The following is an 18,644-nucleotide window of genomic DNA, read 5'->3' as shown; positions in this document are numbered from 1 at the left end:
GGAGGCGCGGCGATCAGTAGCGGATCGCGGTGCCCGAGGCGGAGACCATCAGCATGGAGCCATTGGCGCCGATCACCTCATAGTCGAGGTCGACGCCGATGACGGCATTGGCGCCCAGCTTGCGGGCATTGCCCTGCATCTCCTCGATCGCTTCGCTGCGCGCGCGTTGCAGCACATCCTCATAGGCGCCCGATCGGCCGCCGACGATGTCGCGCACGCTGGCGAACAGGTCGCGGAAGAGGTTGGCGCCGACAATCACTTCGCCGGTGACGATGCCCAGATAATCCTGGGCGGGACGGCCTTCCAGGCGGCTGGTGGTGCTGACGATGATGTCGGTCATAAGGGGCGTCCTCTCATTTTGGTGGCGCCCCTGGCGCGAGGGGGCTGGACCAGATGTAGGTCGACAGCACCCCTCGGCAAGGTCCGGTGGCTTGCACCGGTCGGGAATAAGGCGTGGACCGCCTTATTCCATGCCCAGCGCGGACAGATAGGTCTGCAGGATCGCTTCCATTTCCTGGCGGTCATGCGGTTGCATCTTACGCAGGCGGATGATCTGGCGCATGATCTTGGGGTCGTAACCGGTCGCCTTGGCTTCCAGATAGACGTCCTTGATGTCGTCGCCGATGCCCTTCTTTTCTTCTTCCAGGCGCTCGATGCGCTCGATCAGAAGGCGCAGCTGGTCGGCTGCGATATTGCCCTCGCTCATGGGAATCTCCGTGTCAGTGTGAATCGGTTGGTGGACGCTCCTAGAGCCTGATCGGGCGAGGTGGAAGCGCTTTGCGCGTCCGCCGATACCGTGAATCAGGCTCCATTCGCGAAATTCGGACTGCGTTTCGCGCGCGGCGCCGGTCCGGCAGGATCTGCCGAACGCTTAATGGTTGTCCGCGTTCTTCGCCACGCTCTCCTGCATCTTCGCGATCTGCTGCGGCGTCGCCTCGCCCTGATGGCGGGCCTTCCATTCGGCAAAGGGCATGCCGTGGACGATTGCGCGGGCGTCGTCGCGGGTCAGATTGCCGTCCGCCTCGGCAATCCAGTCGGCCAGACAGTTGCGGCAGAAGCCGGCGGTGCCCATCAGGTCGATATTCTGCACGTCGGTCCGATGCTGCAAATGCGCGATCAGCCGACGGAAGGCGGTTGCAGCGACGGCGTCACTGAGTATGGTAGCGGACACAGGCGGAACCTTTCGCTTAATCTACATCATCCTGTCGTGCAGCACGGATAATCGATAACGACGCCCTGGCAAGCCAGAGGCGATCAATACGGCCAGGAGAAGACATGACACGACTATCGCCCCGCTCGCGCAAGGTTCGCATTCTCGCGACCCTCGGTCCCGCCAGCGAGAGCGCAGAGATGATCCGCGCATTGTTTGTCGCGGGTGCCGACGCCTTTCGAGTCAATATGAGCCATGGCGCGCATGAGGATCATGCCGCCCGCATCGCCACGATCCGCGAGCTGGAAAAGGAATTTTCCCGGCCAACCACGATTCTGGCCGACCTTCAGGGCCCCAAGCTGCGCGTCGGCACGTTCGAGAAGGGGCTGGTGGTGCTGGAAACCGGAGCGGCCTTCGTCCTCGATCGGGACGACACGCCGGGCACCGTCGAGCGCGTGAACCTGCCACACCCCGAAATCTACGCCGCGCTGGTCCCCGAGACCCGGCTGCTGCTGGATGACGGCAAGCTGGTGCTGCGGGTGAAGGCAGTCACGGACACGCGAATCGACACCATCGTCGAAATCGGCGGCACCCTGTCGAACCGTAAGGGCGTGAATGTGCCCGACGTGGTCGTGCCGGTGCCGGCGCTGACCGACAAGGATCGCCGAGACCTCAGCTTCGCGGTCGATCAGGGCTGCGACTGGATCGCCTTGAGCTTCGTCCAGCGGCCCGAGGATCTGGCCGAGGCGCGCAAGCTGATGGGTGGCCATGGCGCGCTGATGGCCAAGATCGAGAAGCCCTCGGCCGTGCAGCGGCTGGAGGAGATTATCGAGATGGCCGACGGCGTGATGGTCGCGCGTGGCGATCTGGGCGTGGAATTGCCGCCGCAGGCGGTGCCGCCGCTGCAGAAGCAGATCGTTGCCACCGCGCGCCGCATGGGCCGTCCGGTGGTGGTTGCGACCCAGATGCTGGAATCGATGATCAAGGCGCCGACCCCGACCCGCGCCGAAGTGTCGGACGTGGCGACCGCGGTCTATGACGGCGCCGATGCGATCATGTTGTCGGCCGAAACGGCGGCGGGCGACTGGCCGGTCGAGGCAGTGTCGATGATGGACAGCATCGCCCATAGCGTGGAGCGCGATCCGGGCTATTTCGCCCGTCTGCACTTCACCGAAACCCGGCCCGACCCGACCACCGCCGACGCGTTGGCGGAAGCCACCGCCGGCATCGTCCCGGTCGTCGGCGCCAGCGTCATCACCTGCTTCACCTCGTCGGGCAGCACCGTGCGCCGCGTCGCGCGCGAGCGGCCGTCTGCACCAATCCTGGCGCTGACGCCGCGATCCGATACCGCGCGCAAGCTGGGCCTGACCTGGGGCGTCCATGCGATCCGCACCAAGGATATCGGCAATTTCGAGGAAATGATCGGCAAGGCGCGCCGCATGGCGTTGCGCCACGACATGAGCGCCAAGGGCGGCAAGATCGTGGTGCTGGCCGGCGTGCCCTTTGGGACGCCCGGTTCGACCAACGTGCTGCATGTCGCGACCGTGCGTGGCGACGAGCTGAAGGGGCGCGACGAGACGCCCAGCCTGCCCGCCTGACTGCTTTGGCATGATCGATTCGGCGCGGCCGCCCCATTCGGGCGGTCGCGCTTTTTCTTTTGGCCGCGAATCGATTCGCGCGAAAACACCACGCCAACACGTTGAGCGCCCGATCCATGGGATCGGGCGCTCAATAAGACCTTTGGAAGGTCCGGAGGATCGGCGAGCCGATCCGTCCGCGCTTTTAGCCCTGGCGGGCCTTGAAGCGACGGTTGGTCTTGTTGATGACGTAGGTCCGGCCACGACGACGGATCACGCGGTTGTCCCGGTGGCGGCCCTTGAGCGACTTGAGCGAGTTGCGGATCTTCATTGTCAGCCTTCTGGAATCATGTCTGATTGGAAAAATCGAAGCGCAGCCCCTATGGGGGAGGCGGCCGAAAGTCAAGCGCAGGCCGCCGCCTTTTGCCACCGTTCATCCTGCATGCAGCCAAGTCATGGCTTCACCCGTTGGAAGGGAATGCTATGTCGGCGGCGTGTTGGACATAGTCCCGTTGGAGTGCAATCGCATGTTGAAACAGATTATCCTCTCCTCCTGTCTTGCCCTGTCGCTAGCCGCCTGCGCGACGGTGCCGTCGGTGGAGGTGACGCGATTCCACAATGGCAGCCCGGCACAGACCGGATCGATCGCGGTGCAGGAAATCCCCGGCAATCCGGACGTTGGCCTGGAATTTCGCACCTATGCCGGCGCGGTGAGCCAGGAACTGCAGCGCGTCGGCTTCACCAATGCGGGCGATGCGGGCAGCGACTATGTCGCGCTGGTCGGCTTCCGCCGCAGCTTCCGCCCGACCGGCACCGCGCGCAATGACAAGCCGGTCAGCGTGGGCGTTGGCGGGGCGCTGGGCAGTGGCGGCTATTCCGGCCTGGGGCTGGGCGTCGGCATCAACCTGTCGGGCAAGCCCAAGGATATCGTCTCCACCGAATTGCAGATCCAGATTCGCCGTCGCAGCGATCAGGCCGCCATCTGGGAAGGCCGCGCCTCGACCGAATCGCGTGAAGGCACGCCCGAGTCGCAGCCGCGCGCCGTCGCGCAAAAGCTCGCCGCTGCCCTCCTCGGGGGCTATCCGGGCGAATCCGGGCGCACTATAACGGTCAAATGACCATCTCCATTTCGAGCGCCTTCGACAGCGGCAACATCCGCGTCCTTTCCATCACCGACAGTCCAGAAGGCGTCCGCGCCGAGCTGGAAATCGTCAAGGACAAGGACAGCGACTTCTATCAATGGTTCCATTTCCGTCTGGCGGGCGCCGCCGGACGTGAAGTGGAACTGGCGATCGTGAACTGCGCGGGTTCGGCCTATCCCGACGGCTGGCCGGGCTACAAGGCGCGGATGAGCGAGGATCGCGAGAATTGGCTTCAGGCCGATACCGATTATGCCGACGGCACGCTGACGATCCGCCTCTCGCCCGACAGCAATGCCGTCTGGCTTGCCTATTTCGCGCCCTATTCGATGGAGCGCCATCATGATCTGGTCGCCTGGGCCGCCTGCCAGCCGGGCGTCGAGCATCGCGAACTGGGCCTGACGCTGGACGGCCAGCCGCTCGACATGCTGAGCGTCGGCGAAGGCCCCAAGAATGTCTGGCTCTATGCCCGCCAGCATCCCGGCGAGAGCATGGCCGAATGGTGGATGGAAGGCGCGCTGGAGCGCCTGACCGACGACGAGGATGCGGTGGCGCGCTATCTGCGCCAGAAGGCGACCTTCCACATCGTCCCCAACATGAATCCCGACGGCAGCCGGCGCGGTCATCTGCGCACCAATGCGGCGGGCATCAATCTCAACCGCGAATGGCATGAGCCGTCGATGGAGAAGAGCCCGGAAGTCTATCTGGTCCGTGCCGCGATGGATGAAACCGGCGTCGATTTCGCCATGGACGTGCATGGCGACGAGGCGATCCCGGCGGTGTTCCTGGCCGGCTTCGAGGGCATTCCCTCGATCACCGACCGGCAACTCTCGCTCTATCATCGCTATCGCGACACGCTGGCGGCCCGGACGCCCGATTTCCAGACGCGCCTCGGCTATCCGGTGGCGGGCGGCGGCAAGGCCAATCTCGCCATGTCGACCAACCAGCTGGCCGAACGCTTCGGCGCGGTCGCGATGACGCTGGAAATGCCGTTCAAGGATAATGACGATCTGCCCGACGCCGATTTCGGCTGGTCGCCGGCCCGTTCGGCGCAGCTCGGCAAGGATTGCCTGGCGGTGCTGGCGGAGATGATCGAGGATATCTGACCGGGCTGATCGGGGGCAATAGATGGAGCATGGCGGCGTGACGCGACGGACGATCCTGCACGGCGCCGGTGGCGCCATGGTGCTCGGCACCGTCGGCGCGCCGGCCATCGCCAAATCCCGCCCGTCGCGCGAGCGTCTGGAAGCCGCGCTCGCGCGCATCGCCGACCCGGCGGGAGAGGGCAGACGCACCTACCTCACCCTCTATGTGGACAGCGCGCGGGCGGCGGCGGACGCGGCCGATGCCCGCGCCGCTTCGCCGCTCTCGCCGATCGACGGCGCGATCGTCAGCATCAAGGATCTGTTCGATGTCGCGGGTGAACCGACCCGCGCCGGTTCGCTGATCCTGGCCGATGCCCCGCCCGCTACCATCGATGCGCCGGTCGTTGCCCGGCTGAAGCAGGCCGGCGCGGTGATCGTCGGCAAGACCAACATGGTCGAATTCGCCTTTTCCGGCGTCGGCGTGAATCCCCATTATGGCACGCCGGGCAATCCGGCCGACCGGGCCCGCGTGCCGGGTGGATCAACCAGTGGCGGCGGCGTCGCGGTGGCCGATCAGATGTGCGAGATCGCGATCGGCACCGATACCGGCGGTTCCTGCCGCATTCCCGCCGCGCTGTGCGGTGTCGTCGGCTACAAGCCGACCAAGGCGCGGGTGCCGACCGATGGCGCCTTCCCGCTGTCGCCCACGCTCGATTCGATCGGACCGATCGCGACCGGCGTCGACGCCTGTTTCCGCGCCGATGCGATACTGGCGGGCGAGGCACCCCGCCGGCTCGACCTCGCGCCGCTCAAGGGGCTGCGCGCCGGCATTCCCCAGGGCCTGCCGCTGGCCGATCTGGACGCGACCGTCGCGGCCCGTTTCGCCGATGCGCTGGCGCGGCTGGGCCAGGCGGGCATGACGCTCAGCGACGAGGTTTTCCCGCAATTCGATGCGATGCAGGCGCTTCAGTCGCCGGTGCCGATCGCCTCGGTCGAGGCCTATGCCATCCATCGCGATCGAATCGCGACCCGTGCGCAGGATTTCGATCCGATCGTGCTGGCACGGATGCAGGCAGGCCGTGACGTGACGCCCGAACGCCACCGACAGATGCTGGTGGAGCGCGCCGCGCTGGTGCGATCGATGGATGCGCGCCTGACCGGACTGGACATATTGGTGCTGCCGACCACGCCGATCGTCGCGCCGACTCAGGCCGAGGTGGCGAATGCTGACGCCTTTGTCGCCCGCAACCGGCTGCTGCTGCGCAATACCGGCCTCGGCAACAGCTTCGACCTGTGCGCCATTTCCCTGCCGCTGCCGCGCGAGGGCGGCCTGCCGGTCGGTCTGATGCTGATGGCGCGGGCCGGGCAGGACCAGCGCCTGTTCGCGATCGCGGCAGCGGTGGAAAAGCTGCTGGCGGTTTAGCCGAACAGTTCGTCGAGGAAATTCACCATCGCGCGGAAGCTGCGGCGGTCGGCATCGGCGCTATAGGCCAGCCCCTTTTCGGGCATATGGACGCTCTCGTCGGTGAAGGCGTGGCCGGTGTGGCCATAGGCATGAATCTGCCAGTCGCAGCCCGCCTCGGTCAGTTCCTTCGCCAGGCCGACGGTCGCCTCGGGCGGCGCGATCGGGTCTTCCCAGCCATGGCAGACCAGCAGCTTGGCGGTAATCGTGGCGTTGGGGAAGGGCGGTGCCTCATAGACACCGTGGAAGCTGACGCCGCCGGCAATGTCGGCGCCCGCGCGGGCCAGGTCGAGCACGCATTTGCCGCCGAAGCAGAAGCCGATCGCGGCCGTGCGGGCGGCATCGACCGCCGGCATATCCTTGAGCAGCGCGTGGGCGCCCAGCATCCGGTCGCGCAGCAGCGCGCGGTCGGCGTTGAGTTCGTTCATGTAGCGCCCGGCATCGGGATCCTCGCGGGTGGTGCGCTTGCCCTGCCCAAAGACGTCGGCGACCAGCACGGCATAGCCCAGCGCCGCGACCTTCTCCGCATAGAGGAAGTCGGCTTCCTTGGTGCCCAGGACATTGGGAACGAGCAGGATGCCCGGCACCAGGCCGGCGGCGGCATCGTCGACCACGGCGACGCTTTCAAACGCGCCGCCCGGACCGTCATGGATGATCGTCTGGCGGGTGAGGACCATGAAAGCGTCTCCTGTGGATAAGTCGAAAAGTCAGATGCTGCCGAAGCCGGGGGCTTCGCCACGCGCGGCGGCATTGATGCGGCGGGGGCGTTTCCAGCCGATCTGCGGGCGCTTGCGCAGGCGCAAAGTCGGCCAATGGCCGCGATCGCTGCGTTCGGCGAGGCGCATGCCCTGCGCGCGATAGGCGGCGATTACCGCATCGGCCTGTTCATTGAGCAGGCCGGCGAGCACGATCGTGCCGCCATCCTCCACCAGTGCGCAGAGCGAGGGCGCCAGTTCGATCAGCGGCCCGGCCAGGATATTGGCGATCAGCAGGTCATAGGGGGCGCGCCCGACCAGCGCGGGATGATCCACGCCGGCGGCGGTGCAGAGCGCCAACTGGCCGGCGCCCCCGCCCAGGGCAATGCCGTTCGCCACGGCGTTCTCGCGGCTGATGTCGACCGCCACCGGATCGATGTCGGAAGCAATCGCATGGGCGCGCGGCCACAATGTCATCGCGGCAAAGGCGAGCAGGCCGGTGCCGGTGCCGATATCGGCGACATTGCGGAAGCGCATGCCGACGCTGCGCATCCGGTCGATCATCGCCAGGCAGCCGGCGGTGGTCTCATGCTGGCCGGTGCCAAAGGCGCGACTCGCCTCGATCAGGAAATTGACATGGCCGGGCTGTTCGGGATCGCTGGCGACATTGCGCACATGGAATCGGCCGGCGGTGACGGGTTCCAGCCCCTGCTGGCTCATCGTCACCCAATCCTCGTCGGGCAGCGCCTCGACCTGCGGCTTGATGCCTGATGCGCTGGGCACCAGGGTCTTGAGCAGCTTGATCGCCGCCGGGCTCGGCTTGCCTTCGAAATAGGCGTCGAGCTGCCACTTATTCTCGTCGTCCGGCTCCGCCTCGCTGGTCATCAGCACCGGCGGATGCTCCATCAGGGCGAAGGCGGCGATGTCCCCGTCCAGCGCCTCCGCTTCGGCGCGGGTGCAGGGCAGGGTGACTTTCCAGCTCTGGGCGGCTGGCGCAGCGACATCATTCATGCCGCCGCCTTTAGACCAGCGGCAGCGGCAGGAAAAGGGTCAGGCGACCTGGCGGCCGAAGTCGCTGGAGGCATGCCGCAGGCTGGACAGCTTGCCCTCGACGCTCATGAAGCCACGTTCCAGCTGGTCGATTTCCGATGCGACCACTTCGGTGTCCTGGCGGATCGCCGAAATGGTGGTCGACATCGAGTCGGCCGCCAGCGCGGTTTCATCGACGGCGGCGGTGATCATCGTCACGGTCTGGGCCTGGGCGTCCATGGCGTGGCGGATGCGCTGGGCACTGGCCTGCACTTCGCCGACGGTGTCGCGGATGCGCTCGTTGGTCTCCACCGACTGGCGGGTCGATGCCTGGATGGCGGCGATCTTGCCGGCAATCTCGTCGGTGGCACGGGCAGTCTGGTTGGCCAGGCTCTTCACTTCCTGCGCCACCACGGCAAAGCCGCGACCGGCGTCACCGGCACGGGCGGCTTCGATCGTCGCGTTGAGCGCCAGCAGGTTGGTCTGGCCGGCAATGTCGCGGATCAGGCCCAGGATCGATTCGATCGACTTGGCATGGTCCGACAGGGTGGCCGACATGGAAACGGCGTCGCCCGATTGCGACGCGGCGCGCTGTGCCACTTCGGCGGCGCTTTCCACTTCGGTGCGCGCGTCCTCGATCGCGCGGATCAGGCCGGCCGAGGTGCGGGCGGCCTCGCGCATCGCAAGGGCGGATTGTTCGGCGGCGGCGGCGACTTCCGACGCCTTGCCCAGCATGCCGCGGGTCGCGGCGGAGGCATCCTTGGCCTGTTCGCGCAGCGATTCGCCCAACTGCGACGCGCCGTCGATCTCGCCCATGATGCGCTGTTCGAACAGGACGCCGAACTGCTGGCGCGCATTGCGCTGGCTTTCGGCATCATCGATCGCGATCACATTGGCCATCAGCCCGGCATCGACCATGCCGACCTGCGCCATGATGTCGACCAGCCGGCGCCGGGTGGCGTCGTCGGCTGCGCGTTCCCAGATGATATCGGTCAGTTTCTCGTTGGCCGCGGCGACGGGCAGCAGCACGCCGCGCACCGAAATGCCGTGCTTGCGGGCGTGGCGGACGCAGGCGGTGGAGGACAGCGCCCAGTCGCCGGCGCTGTAGTGGCGCAGCTTCTGGCGGACATATTCATGCGCGGCGGTCTCGATCTTCGCCAGCGTCGTGGGCTGCAACCGGTTTCGCAGGCCCGAACTGTCCATATAGGTAGAGAAGAAGGTGCGCGCGGCGACGACCGCATCGTCGGCAACCAGCTGCTCGATTTCGGCCATGCCACGGGCCAGATCACCGCGGGGGTCCACTTCGGCCAGCATCTGGGCGATGGCGTTCCTGGGCGTGGTGGCGGAAGTCATGGATTGCAGAACCCCAAATAGGTGTCAGGACGAACCAGGCGGTGATAGCGCCATTTGGTTAATCACTTCTTATTTGGGCGCGCGCATCGACATGGTCCGCGCGGCTTGCCCTTCGGCGTCTTCGCTCCTAAGGGGAGCGGACTCAAAGGACATAGCAGGGACCTGGGTAGACATGGCGCGAACCACAAGCCGGCCGCTCTCGCCGCATTTGACGATCTGGAAATGGGGGCCGGCAATGGCCGTCTCCATCATTCACCGCGTGACGGGCAATGGCCTGGCCACCGCCGGTGCTCTTGGCCTCATCTGGTGGCTGATGGCTGCCGCGACCGGCCCGGAAGCCTATGCCACCTTCGTCACCTGCGCGACCTCGCCGATCGGCTATCTGGTCATGGCGGGCCTGTCCTGGTTCTTCTTCCAGCACCTCTTCTCGGGTCTGCGTCACTTCGTGCTCGACATGGGTGCGGGTTATGACCTGAAGACCAGCAAGACCTGGTCGATCCTGACCTTCGTGCTGTCGACGATCGCTACCGCCGCCTTCTGGGCCGCGATCTGCCTGGGGAAATTCTGATGGGTACCGGAACCGGAATCGGCCGCGTCCGCGGTCTTGGCTCGGCCAAGCATGGCGCGCACCACTGGCTGGCACAGCGCTACACCGCCATCGGCAATCTGCTGCTGGTTCTGTGGCTGCTCTTCAGCCTGATCGCGCTGCCCGGCCTCGATTATGAGAGCGTGGTCAACTGGATCCACAATCCGCTGGTCGCCGTGCCGCTGATGCTGATGGTCGTCAGCATCTTCATGCATCTGCGTCTGGGCATGCAGGTCATGCTGGAGGACTATGTCCACGACAAGGGCCTGGCCTTCTTCTCGATGCTGCTGCTGAACTTCTATGCCTATGCCGGCGCTGCCGCGGGCGTCTTCGCGATCGCCAAGATCGCCTTCATCGGGGTCGTCAAGTAATGAGCGAAGCCTACAAGATCATCGACCATACCTACGACACCGTCGTCGTGGGTGCCGGCGGCTCGGGCCTGCGCGCCACCATGGGCAGCGCCGAGGCGGGTCTCAAGACCGCCTGCATCACCAAGCTGTTCCCGACCCGCAGCCACACCGTGGCGGCGCAGGGCGGCATCGCCGCCTCGCTCGGCAACAACAGCCCCGACCACTGGACCTGGCACATGTATGACACCGTCAAGGGGTCGGACTGGCTGGGCGACCAGGACGCGATCGAATATATGGTGCGCGAAGCGCCGGCGGCCGTGATCGAGCTGGAACATGCCGGCGTGCCGTTCAGCCGCAACCAGGACGGCACCATCTATCAGCGTCCCTTCGGCGGCCACATGCAGAATATGGGCGCCGGCCCGCCGGTGCAGCGCACCTGCGCCGCGGCCGACCGCACCGGCCACGCCATGCTGCACGCTCTCTACCAGCAGAGCCTGAAGTATGACGCCGACTTCTACATCGAATATTTCGCCATCGACCTGATCATGGAAGATGGCCCGAACGGCAAGGAATGCCGCGGCGTCATCGCCATCTGCATGGAAGATGGCAGCATCCACCGCTTCCGCAGCCATGCCGTCGTGCTGGCGACCGGTGGCTATGGCCGCGCCTATTTCTCGGCCACTTCGGCCCATAGCTGCACCGGCGACGGCGGCGGCATGGTGCTGCGCGCCGGCCTGCCGCTGCAGGATCTGGAATTCGTCCAGTTCCACCCGACCGGCATCTATGGCGCGGGCGTGCTGATCACCGAAGGCGCGCGCGGCGAAGGCGGCTACCTCACCAATTCCGAAGGCGAGCGTTTCATGGAACGCTATGCCCCGTCGGCGAAGGATCTGGCGTCGCGTGACGTCGTGTCGCGCTCGATGGCGATGGAAATGCGCGAGGGCCGTGGTGTCGGCGAGCACAAGGATCATATCTTCCTGCACCTCGACCATATCGATCCCAAGGTTCTGGCCGAGCGCCTGCCGGGCATCACCGAAAGCGGCAAGATTTTTGCCGGTGTCGATCTGACCCGCCAGCCGCTGCCGGTGACCCCGACGGTCCATTACAATATGGGCGGCATCCCCTGTAACTATCATGGCCAGGTGGTGACCAAGGTCGGCGACGATCCGGAAGTCGTGGTGCCGGGCCTGTTCGCGGTCGGCGAAGCGGCCTGCGTGTCGGTCCATGGCGCGAACCGCCTTGGCTCCAACTCGCTGATCGACCTTGTCGTGTTCGGCCGCGCAACCGGCCTGTTCCTCAAGGACAATCTCAAGCCCAACACCCCGCACAAGCCGCTGCCGGCCAATGCGGCCGATCTGGCGCTGTCGCGCCTCGATCACTACCGCAACGCCAATGGCACCACCTCGACGGCGGACATCCGCATGGACATGCAGCGCACCATGCAGAAGCATGCCGCCGTGTTCCGCGACAGCGAATTGCTGGCCGATGGCGTCGTCAAGATGCAGGCGGTCAACAAGCGCCTTCAGGACGTCAAGATCGCCGACCGTTCGCTGATCTGGAACACCGACCTGATCGAGACGCTGGAACTGGACAATCTCATGAGCCAGGCCATCTGCACGATGGAAGGCGCCGAGGCCCGCAAGGAATCGCGCGGCGCCCATGCGCATGAGGATTTCCCGAACCGCGACGACGAAAACTGGATGAAGCACACCATCAGCTGGTTCGAAGGCTGGGGTGGGTCGAGCGGCAAGGTGACGCTCGATTATCGTCCGGTCCACGATTACACGATGACCGACGAGGCCGAGTATATTAAGCCGAAGGCGCGCGTATACTAAGCCTCTGGCATCATGCCGGAAATCTGAAGAGGGCGGGCCATCTGGTCCGCCCTTTTTCTTTGCCCATTGCCAGCGCGCGATCAGGCTCTAGCTTGGGTGCTGATCGATCAAGGAGGTGCCGGCGATGCGGAAACCTGTTGGACGTCAGGGGATGATCCTGCTGCCCTTGCTGCTGACGGCGGCGGCTCCCCCTAAAGATGTGGACGCGGTGCTCGCGCTGACGCGGACAACGAAAGCGACATATGCGGTCTGCACCTGGAATGTGGTGACGCCCAGCGAGGAAGTGCAGCTCAAGGAATGGGCGGCCGAATATCATCAGGGCGACCGTCACCGGGTCGAAACTCCGCGCGACCGGATCGTCGCCAATTGCGCGACCGGGGAGGCGCAGCATCTCGACGTGCGCACTGGTGAAGTGTCAACTTCGCCGTCACTCGCGGCCGCCGCCTGTGGCGTCGATGCCAACCGCAAGTTGGTCGCCAAGGAGTTTCTGGGGCGGGAGACCGGCGGTCGCTATGGCCCGGTTTCGCGCATCGCGGTGGCCGATGACGGCAATCTGCGCACCTATGATGTGCTCGACGACGGCGCGATCATCGCGGCGACGATCCATGACGCCAATGATGACGCGACGGAGCGGCTGACCAGCGCGGTCCTCACCTACAGCCACAGCCTGCCCGAAGCCGATATCTTCTCCACCGCCTCGCTTAGCCGCAGCGTCGTCCCCGATGGCTGCCGCAGCGGCCATGGGGGGTAAGGGGAGCGATCAGGTCACGGCAAACGGCAACAGCGCCCGATAAACCGCGATCCCCGGCTTGCCTTCCACCCGGCCGCCCTGGCGCAGGATGAAGGCATGGCGGACGATCTCGGCCTGCTGCTCGATGCCGTAGCGGGCAAAGGGCTTGCCCGGTTCGATCACATAATCATAGCGGCAGAAGGGATGGCGCATCAGCGGCAGCCAATATTTGCCTGACCGCTGCGCCTGCCAGACATGGGTCATCTCATGGATGAACAGGCCCTGCAGGCTGAGCGGGCTGGCGCAGAAATCGTCGCAGAATAGGCCACCTTCGGGGTGAAACCACAGATCGCCGTCAGGCGCCATGGTCACGGCGCGCGGCTGGAACGGCCACCATTTGCGGTTGTGGACGCGCACCCGGTCATAGGCGATCGCGTCGCCGAACATCGTCCGGGCGAGCGCGGCCTCCTCAAGTGTCAGCGGACGGCTGGTCAATGCGCCTTATGCTCTTCCGTCGCATTGCCCGCAGCAGGCGCCGCCGGTGCGCTGCCGTCGGGCTTGCGGATCACCGCGTCGACCAGCAACCGGTCGCCGTTCGACATCAGGAAGGTCAGCTGCATCTTGCCCCGGCTGATCGCGGTATCGTTGACGCCCCAGATCATCAGATGCTTGCCGCCCGGCGCGAAGGCCACCGTGCCCTTGGCCGGCACATCGACGCTCTCGATCGGCTGCATCGACATCATGCCGTCCTTGCCGACGCTCTCATGCATCTCGACCTTGAGCGCATAGTCGGTCATCACCCCGCGCAACTGCACCCCGGCATCGCCGCCATGCGCCACGAAATAGCCGGCCGAGGGCGTATCCTTGTTGGGTGACAGCCGGACCCAGGCCTGGTCGACATAGCTGGGCGCAGGGTCGCCGCAGCCGGCAAGGGCCAGCGGCGCGGCGAGGGCAATAAGGGCAAGGGGCGCACGCATGGATCAGGGCTCCGTGACTGTCTCGTTTCCGGTCAATGCCTGACTAATCGCGCCTGATCCTTGTGCCAAGCGAAAGCGCGCCTATATCCCTTGCGCAAACCGGCCTTGCCTTGGCGCTTACGTGAGGTATTGGGCCGTCAACCGCTGAATTTATTTTGGGGTTCAAAGAGGACACAAATGGCAAAAGTTATCGGTATCGACCTTGGCACGACCAACAGCTGTATCGCTGTGATGGACGGCGGCAAGCCCAAGGTGATCGAGAATGCGGAAGGTGCGCGCACCACGCCGTCGATCGTCGCCTTCGCCAAGGATGGCGAGCGCCTGATCGGCCAGCCGGCCAAGCGCCAGGCTGTCACCAATCCGGACAACACGATTTTCGCGGTGAAGCGCCTGATCGGCCGCCGCTTCGACGATCCCATGACCAAGAAGGACATGGAACTCGTCCCCTACGACATCGCGAAGGGCCCGAACGGCGACGCCTGGGTCAAGGCCGGTGGCGAGGAATATAGCCCGTCGCAGATCAGCGCCTTCATTCTGCAGAAGATGAAGGAAACCGCCGAGAGCTATCTGGGCGAAACCGTGACGCAGGCGGTCATCACCGTTCCCGCCTACTTCAACGATGCCCAGCGTCAGGCGACCAAGGACGCCGGCCAGATCGCGGGCCTCGAAGTGCTGCGCATCATCAACGAGCCGACAGCGGCCGCGCTCGCTTATGGCCTCGACAAGCAGGACGGCAAGACCATCGCCGTCTATGACCTTGGCGGTGGCACCTTCGACATCTCGATCCTGGAGATCGGCGATGGCGTGTTCGAAGTGAAGTCGACCAACGGCGACACCTTCCTGGGCGGCGAGGATTTCGACGCCAAGCTGGTGGAATATCTGGCTGCCGACTTCAAGAAGGCAGAAAGCATCGACCTGACCAAGGACAAGCTGGCCCTCCAGCGTCTGAAGGAAGCCGCTGAAAAGGCGAAGATCGAGCTGTCCTCGGCCCAGTCGACCGAAGTCAACCTGCCCTTCATCACCGCGGACCAGAATGGTCCCAAGCATCTGGTGAAGACGATCACCCGCGCCGATCTGGAGCGTCTGGTCGCCGACCTCATCAAGCGCACGATGGAGCCCTGCAAGAAGGCTCTGGCCGACGCCGGCGTGACCGCCAGCGAAATCAGCGAAGTCGTTCTGGTCGGCGGCATGACCCGCATGCCCAAGGTGCGCGAAGCCGTGAAGGAATTCTTCGGCAAGGAACCGCACACCGGCGTGAACCCGGACGAAGTCGTCGCCATGGGCGCCGCCATTCAGGCCGGTGTGCTGCAGGGCGATGTCAAGGACGTGCTGCTGCTCGACGTGACCCCGCTGAGCCTCGGCATCGAGACGCTGGGTGGCGTGTTCACCCGCATGATCGACCGCAACACCACCATCCCCGCCAAGAAGTCGCAAGTCTATTCGACCGCCGACGACAATCAGCAGGCGGTGACCATCCGCGTGTTCCAGGGCGAGCGTGAAATGGCGGCGGACAACAAGCTGCTCGGCCAGTTCGACCTGGTCGGCATCCCGCCGGCGCCGCGCGGCGTGCCGCAGATCGAAGTCACCTTCGACATCGACGCCAACGGCCTGGTCAATGTGTCCGCCAAGGACAAGGGCACCGGCAAGGAACAGCAGATCCGCATCCAGGCCTCGGGCGGCCTCAGCGACTCCGACATCGACCAGATGGTCAAGGATGCCGAGCGCTTCGCCGAAGAGGACAAGAAGCGTCGTGAAGCGGCCGAAGCCAAGAACAACGCCGAAAGCCTGGTCCACACGACCGAGGCGCAGCTGGCCGAACATGGCGACAAGGTCGACGCTTCGCTGAAGGGCGAGATCGAAGCCGCGATTGCCGAAACCAAGTCGGCGATCGAAGGCGGCGACGCCGAAGCCATGAAGGCCAAGGCGCAGGAACTCGCGACCGTCGCGATGAAGCTGGGCCAGGCGATCTACGAGAAGGAGCAGGCTGCTGCAGCCTCGCCGGAGGCCGAAGCGCCGAAGGCCGATGACGGCGTCGTCGACGCCGAATTCTCCGAAGTGGACGACAACAAGGCGTAAGCCCCATGAAACGCTCCTCGACTTCGCTTCGGGCGGACAGGCTGGTTTCTGACCAGTGCATCCGTTCGGAGCGAGGCCGGGGACCGTGCGCGCCGAGGGCGAGATGACGACCGAAATCGACTATTACGAACTGCTCGAAGTAGAACGCACAGCCGACGGGGCCGCGATCAAGAGCGCCTATCGCAAGCTGGCGATGAAATATCACCCGGACAAGACCGGGGGCTGCACTGACAGCGAGGCCAAGTTCAAGGCCGTTTCCGAAGCCTATGACTGCCTGAAGGACCCGCAGAAGCGGGCGGCCTATGACCGGTTCGGTCATGCCGCGTTCAAGCAGCAGCAACAGGGCGGCGGCGGTGGCGGATTCCACGGCGGTGCCGGTGGTTTTTCCGACCTTGGCGATATTTTCGAGACGATCTTTGGCCAGGCCGGTTTTGGCGGCGGTGGTGGCGGACGCCAGCAGCAGCGCCGCGGCGCAGACCTGCGCTATGATCTCGAAATCACGCTGGACGAAGCCTATCATGGCAAGAAGACCGAGATCCAGATCGAGGTTTCGGCCGCCTGCGACAGTTGCGAAGGTTCGGGCGCCCAGCCGGGCACCGGGGTCAAGACTTGCGGCACCTGCCATGGCCATGGCCAGGTGCGGGCACAGCAGGGCTTCTTCGTGGTCGAGCGGACCTGCCCCAGCTGCCATGGCGCGGGCCAGGTGATCGAAAGCCCCTGCAAATCCTGTCGCGGCGAAGGCCGGGTCGATCGGCCCAAGACTCTGTCGGTCAATATCCCGGCGGGCGTTGACGAAGGCACCCGCATTCGCCTGTCGGGCGAGGGCGAGGCCGGTGCGCGTGGCGCGCCGGCAGGCGACCTCTACATCTTCCTGCATGTGAAGCGGCACAGCATCTTCGAACGGGATGGCACCACGCTATTCTGTCGCGTGCCGGTCAGCATCACGACGGCGGCGCTGGGCGGAATGATCGAAGTGCCGGGCCTCGATGGCCAGCGGCACGAGATCAAGATCCCGAGCGGCATCCAGTCGGGCAAGCAGATCAAGCAGCGCGGCGCCGGCATGCCGGTGCTGAACGGTCGCGGTCAGGGCGACCTGGTCGTCCAGGTCGATGTCGAGACGCCGACCAAGCTGACGGCCAAGCAGCGCGAACTGCTCGAAGCCTTCCGCGAGACCGAGACCGGCGAGGAATGCCCGCAATCGAGCGGCTTCTTCGGCAAGCTCAAGGAATTGTGGGGGGACTGATCCTCCCCACATCGCTGATCAGGGCGTGGCGCTGGTGCGCCGCGCCCACCAGTAAAAGGGCAGGCCGCCCGCCATCAGCAGGAAGCTGGCGCCGCTGGGAATGAGGCCCGCGCCCCATAAAGTCCAGCAGGCATAGGCGAGGCCGACCGCTGCTGCGGGTACGGCAATCCGCAAGCGCAGCGCGGCCAGCGCACAGCCCACATAGAGCCACAGCGTCGCCGATGTCGCGAGCAGCGCCATGGCGGTGAACAATGCCACCAGTCCCTGCAGGCTGTTGGCAATCAGCAGCAGGCTGGCAAGGATGCTGGACAATATCAGTCCGCGCACCGGCGTGCCGCGCGTATCCGTGCCCGCCAGCCAGGCCGGTAGTTCGCCCGCGCGCGCCATCGCCAGCGGCACTTCGCCTTGCAGCAAGGTCCAGCCATTGAGCGCGCCAAGGCAACTGATGACGACGAAGGTCGCGATCAGGCTGGCGGGGCCGGCCGACCAATAATGGGTGACATAGGCGCCGAAGGGCGACCCGGTCTGGCTTTCCGCGCCGGGCAGGGTGAGGGCGATGCCGGAACAGACGAACAGATAGAGCAGCCCCGTGACCGCCGTGCCGATCATCGTCGCGCGCGGCACGGTGCGGGCGGGATCCTTGACCTTGTCGGCCGCGACCGAGGCGGATTCGAAACCGAGCAGGGCCCACAGCGTCAGCGCGGCGGCGGCGGTGATGCCGCTACCAGTGAGGCCCTGGGCCGGGAAGGGCACGATTTCCGCCGTGCCGCGCCCGATCGTCAGCGCCAGCAGCACCAGCACGACCAGGATGGGCACGACCTTGATGATCGTCGTCACCAGTTGCGCCGTGCCGGCGGCATGGGCGCCGCGCAGGTTGATCGCGGTGGTCAGCCAGATGAAGCCGATCGAACAGAGCGCGCCCATGCCCGGCCGGTTCAGCGCCGGCAGCAGGCTGGACAGGTTGGCGGTGGCCGCGACCGCGATCGTGACATTGGTGATGATGATCGACAGCCAGTAGATCCAGCCGATCGCGAAGCCGGCCAGGGGACCATAGGCGCGCGCGCTCATTTGCGCGGCATTGGCGTCGGGCATGGCGACGGTCAGCCGGGCGATCACGAAGGCCAGGATCAAGGAGCCGGCGATGGTGAAGACCCAGGCGGCGACCGCATCCCAGCCGAAGGGCGCGAGTGCGGCCGGCAGGAGGAACACACCCGATCCGATCATATTGCCCATGACGAGCGCGATGCAGGCGGCCAGCCCCAGCGTCCGCACCGGGCGGTGGGGGATCACATCCTGTGCCGGCGGCGGGCTGTCCATCATCCCTGTCTATCGGTGAAAGCGGGGCAGGGCCAGAGCG

Annotated in this window: 20 protein-coding genes; 10 read left to right on the top strand and 10 right to left on the bottom strand. The window is 65.6% G+C overall.

The features are described 5' to 3' along the window. Window positions 1-13: 13 nt before the first annotated feature. The 3 genes from JQK15_RS03420 to JQK15_RS03410 all read right to left on the bottom strand — a co-directional run bounded on the left by JQK15_RS03420 (window position 14) and on the right by JQK15_RS03410 (window position 1,171). Entirely contained in the window at window positions 14-340 is a 327-nt protein-coding gene (locus JQK15_RS03420; protein WP_214863419.1) for a YbjQ family protein, read from the bottom strand. 123 nt (window positions 341-463) lie between these two features. Further along, the gene (locus tag JQK15_RS03415; RefSeq protein ID WP_004210171.1) at window positions 464-706 is read right to left on the bottom strand and encodes a DUF2312 domain-containing protein; all 243 of its coding nucleotides are present in this window, start codon (window positions 704-706) and stop codon (window positions 464-466) included. A 165-nt stretch (window positions 707-871) separates the two neighbouring features. Further along, window positions 872-1,171, bottom strand: coding sequence for a DUF1244 domain-containing protein (locus JQK15_RS03410; RefSeq protein WP_214863417.1), 300 nt, complete (start codon window positions 1,169-1,171; stop codon window positions 872-874). 104 nt (window positions 1,172-1,275) lie between these two features. On the opposite strand from JQK15_RS03410, the gene pyk reads away from it, so the two are divergent. Continuing rightward, window positions 1,276-2,748 carry a pyruvate kinase gene (pyk, locus tag JQK15_RS03405; RefSeq protein WP_214863415.1) on the top strand — a complete coding sequence of 491 codons (1,473 nt, stop codon included), beginning with the start codon at window positions 1,276-1,278 and terminating at the stop codon, window positions 2,746-2,748. 184 nt (window positions 2,749-2,932) lie between these two features. Here the strand turns inward: pyk and ykgO are convergent, their stop codons facing one another. Then, window positions 2,933-3,058 carry a type B 50S ribosomal protein L36 gene (gene ykgO, locus JQK15_RS03400; RefSeq protein WP_004210176.1) on the bottom strand — a complete coding sequence of 42 codons (126 nt, stop codon included), beginning with the start codon at window positions 3,056-3,058 and terminating at the stop codon, window positions 2,933-2,935. A 196-nt stretch (window positions 3,059-3,254) separates the two neighbouring features. Here ykgO and JQK15_RS03395 point away from each other — a divergent pair, with 196 nt between their 5' ends. The 3 genes from JQK15_RS03395 to JQK15_RS03385 are packed head-to-tail and all read left to right on the top strand — an operon-like array spanning window position 3,255 to window position 6,374. Continuing rightward, window positions 3,255-3,845: a DUF4136 domain-containing protein gene (locus tag JQK15_RS03395; RefSeq protein WP_004210178.1), complete on the top strand. Its 591-nt coding sequence runs from the start codon at window positions 3,255-3,257 to the stop codon at window positions 3,843-3,845. Beyond that, on the top strand, window positions 3,842-4,972 hold the full coding sequence (locus JQK15_RS03390) for a M14 family metallopeptidase (protein ID WP_048936362.1): 1,131 nt from the start codon (window positions 3,842-3,844) through the stop codon (window positions 4,970-4,972). The genes JQK15_RS03395 and JQK15_RS03390 overlap by 4 nt, the downstream gene beginning before the upstream one ends. 37 nt (window positions 4,973-5,009) lie before the next feature. Then, window positions 5,010-6,374, top strand: a complete 1,365-nt coding sequence (locus JQK15_RS03385; protein ID WP_353047175.1) for an amidase — start codon at window positions 5,010-5,012, stop codon at window positions 6,372-6,374. Here the strand turns inward: JQK15_RS03385 and JQK15_RS03380 are convergent. The 3 genes from JQK15_RS03380 to JQK15_RS03370 are packed head-to-tail and all read right to left on the bottom strand — an operon-like array spanning window position 6,371 to window position 9,451. Continuing rightward, window positions 6,371-7,090: a dienelactone hydrolase family protein gene (locus JQK15_RS03380; protein ID WP_214863411.1), complete on the bottom strand. Its 720-nt coding sequence runs from the start codon at window positions 7,088-7,090 to the stop codon at window positions 6,371-6,373. The two genes, JQK15_RS03385 and JQK15_RS03380, sit on opposite strands and share 4 nt — an antisense overlap. A 30-nt stretch (window positions 7,091-7,120) precedes the next feature. After that, complete coding sequence (locus JQK15_RS03375) at window positions 7,121-8,119, bottom strand: 50S ribosomal protein L11 methyltransferase (protein WP_004210185.1); 999 nt, start codon at window positions 8,117-8,119, stop codon at window positions 7,121-7,123. 39 nt (window positions 8,120-8,158) lie between these two features. After that, window positions 8,159-9,451 carry a methyl-accepting chemotaxis protein gene (locus JQK15_RS03370; RefSeq protein ID WP_004210187.1) on the bottom strand — a complete coding sequence of 431 codons (1,293 nt, stop codon included), beginning with the start codon at window positions 9,449-9,451 and terminating at the stop codon, window positions 8,159-8,161. 274 nt (window positions 9,452-9,725) lie between these two features. On the opposite strand from JQK15_RS03370, the gene sdhC reads away from it, so the two are divergent. The 4 genes from sdhC to JQK15_RS03350 all read left to right on the top strand — a co-directional run bounded on the left by sdhC (window position 9,726) and on the right by JQK15_RS03350 (window position 13,012). Continuing rightward, window positions 9,726-10,058 (top strand): succinate dehydrogenase, cytochrome b556 subunit, encoded by a 333-nt coding sequence (gene sdhC / locus JQK15_RS03365; protein ID WP_004210189.1) that lies wholly within the window; start codon window positions 9,726-9,728, stop codon window positions 10,056-10,058. Next, window positions 10,058-10,447, top strand: coding sequence for a succinate dehydrogenase, hydrophobic membrane anchor protein (gene sdhD, locus JQK15_RS03360; RefSeq protein ID WP_004210192.1), 390 nt, complete (start codon window positions 10,058-10,060; stop codon window positions 10,445-10,447). Before sdhC ends, sdhD begins: the two co-directional genes overlap by 1 nt. After that, window positions 10,447-12,261: a succinate dehydrogenase flavoprotein subunit gene (sdhA, locus tag JQK15_RS03355; RefSeq protein ID WP_004210194.1), complete on the top strand. Its 1,815-nt coding sequence runs from the start codon at window positions 10,447-10,449 to the stop codon at window positions 12,259-12,261. The genes sdhD and sdhA overlap by 1 nt, the downstream gene beginning before the upstream one ends. Before the next feature lie 124 nt (window positions 12,262-12,385). Further along, window positions 12,386-13,012, top strand: a complete 627-nt coding sequence (locus JQK15_RS03350) for a hypothetical protein (protein ID WP_214863410.1) — start codon at window positions 12,386-12,388, stop codon at window positions 13,010-13,012. Window positions 13,013-13,021: 9 nt separating this feature from the next. Here the strand turns inward: JQK15_RS03350 and JQK15_RS03345 are convergent, their stop codons facing one another. After that, entirely contained in the window at window positions 13,022-13,486 is a 465-nt protein-coding gene (locus tag JQK15_RS03345) for a vgr related protein (RefSeq protein WP_214863409.1), read from the bottom strand. After that, the gene (locus JQK15_RS03340) at window positions 13,483-13,968 is read right to left on the bottom strand and encodes a copper chaperone PCu(A)C (RefSeq protein WP_037506266.1); all 486 of its coding nucleotides are present in this window, start codon (window positions 13,966-13,968) and stop codon (window positions 13,483-13,485) included. Before JQK15_RS03340 ends, JQK15_RS03345 begins: the two co-directional genes overlap by 4 nt. A gap of 177 nt (window positions 13,969-14,145) precedes the next feature. Between JQK15_RS03340 and dnaK the strand changes: the two genes are divergently transcribed. Further along, complete coding sequence (gene dnaK, locus JQK15_RS03335) at window positions 14,146-16,044, top strand: molecular chaperone DnaK (RefSeq protein ID WP_004210200.1); 1,899 nt, start codon at window positions 14,146-14,148, stop codon at window positions 16,042-16,044. A gap of 103 nt (window positions 16,045-16,147) precedes the next feature. Continuing rightward, window positions 16,148-17,287, top strand: coding sequence for a molecular chaperone DnaJ (gene dnaJ, locus JQK15_RS03330; RefSeq protein WP_069336877.1), 1,140 nt, complete (start codon window positions 16,148-16,150; stop codon window positions 17,285-17,287). Between the two features lie 18 nt (window positions 17,288-17,305). Here dnaJ and JQK15_RS03325 read toward each other — a convergent pair whose 3' ends face one another. After that, window positions 17,306-18,604 (bottom strand): APC family permease, encoded by a 1,299-nt coding sequence (locus JQK15_RS03325; RefSeq protein WP_214863950.1) that lies wholly within the window; start codon window positions 18,602-18,604, stop codon window positions 17,306-17,308. Between the last annotated feature and the right edge of the window lie 40 nt (window positions 18,605-18,644).

The organism is Sphingobium sp. BHU LFT2, from assembly GCF_018604485.1.
Classification (GTDB): domain Bacteria; phylum Pseudomonadota; class Alphaproteobacteria; order Sphingomonadales; family Sphingomonadaceae; genus Sphingobium; species Sphingobium yanoikuyae_A.
Note: the sequence above shows the minus strand (reverse complement) of the source record. Positions and strands in the feature narration are given on the sequence as shown.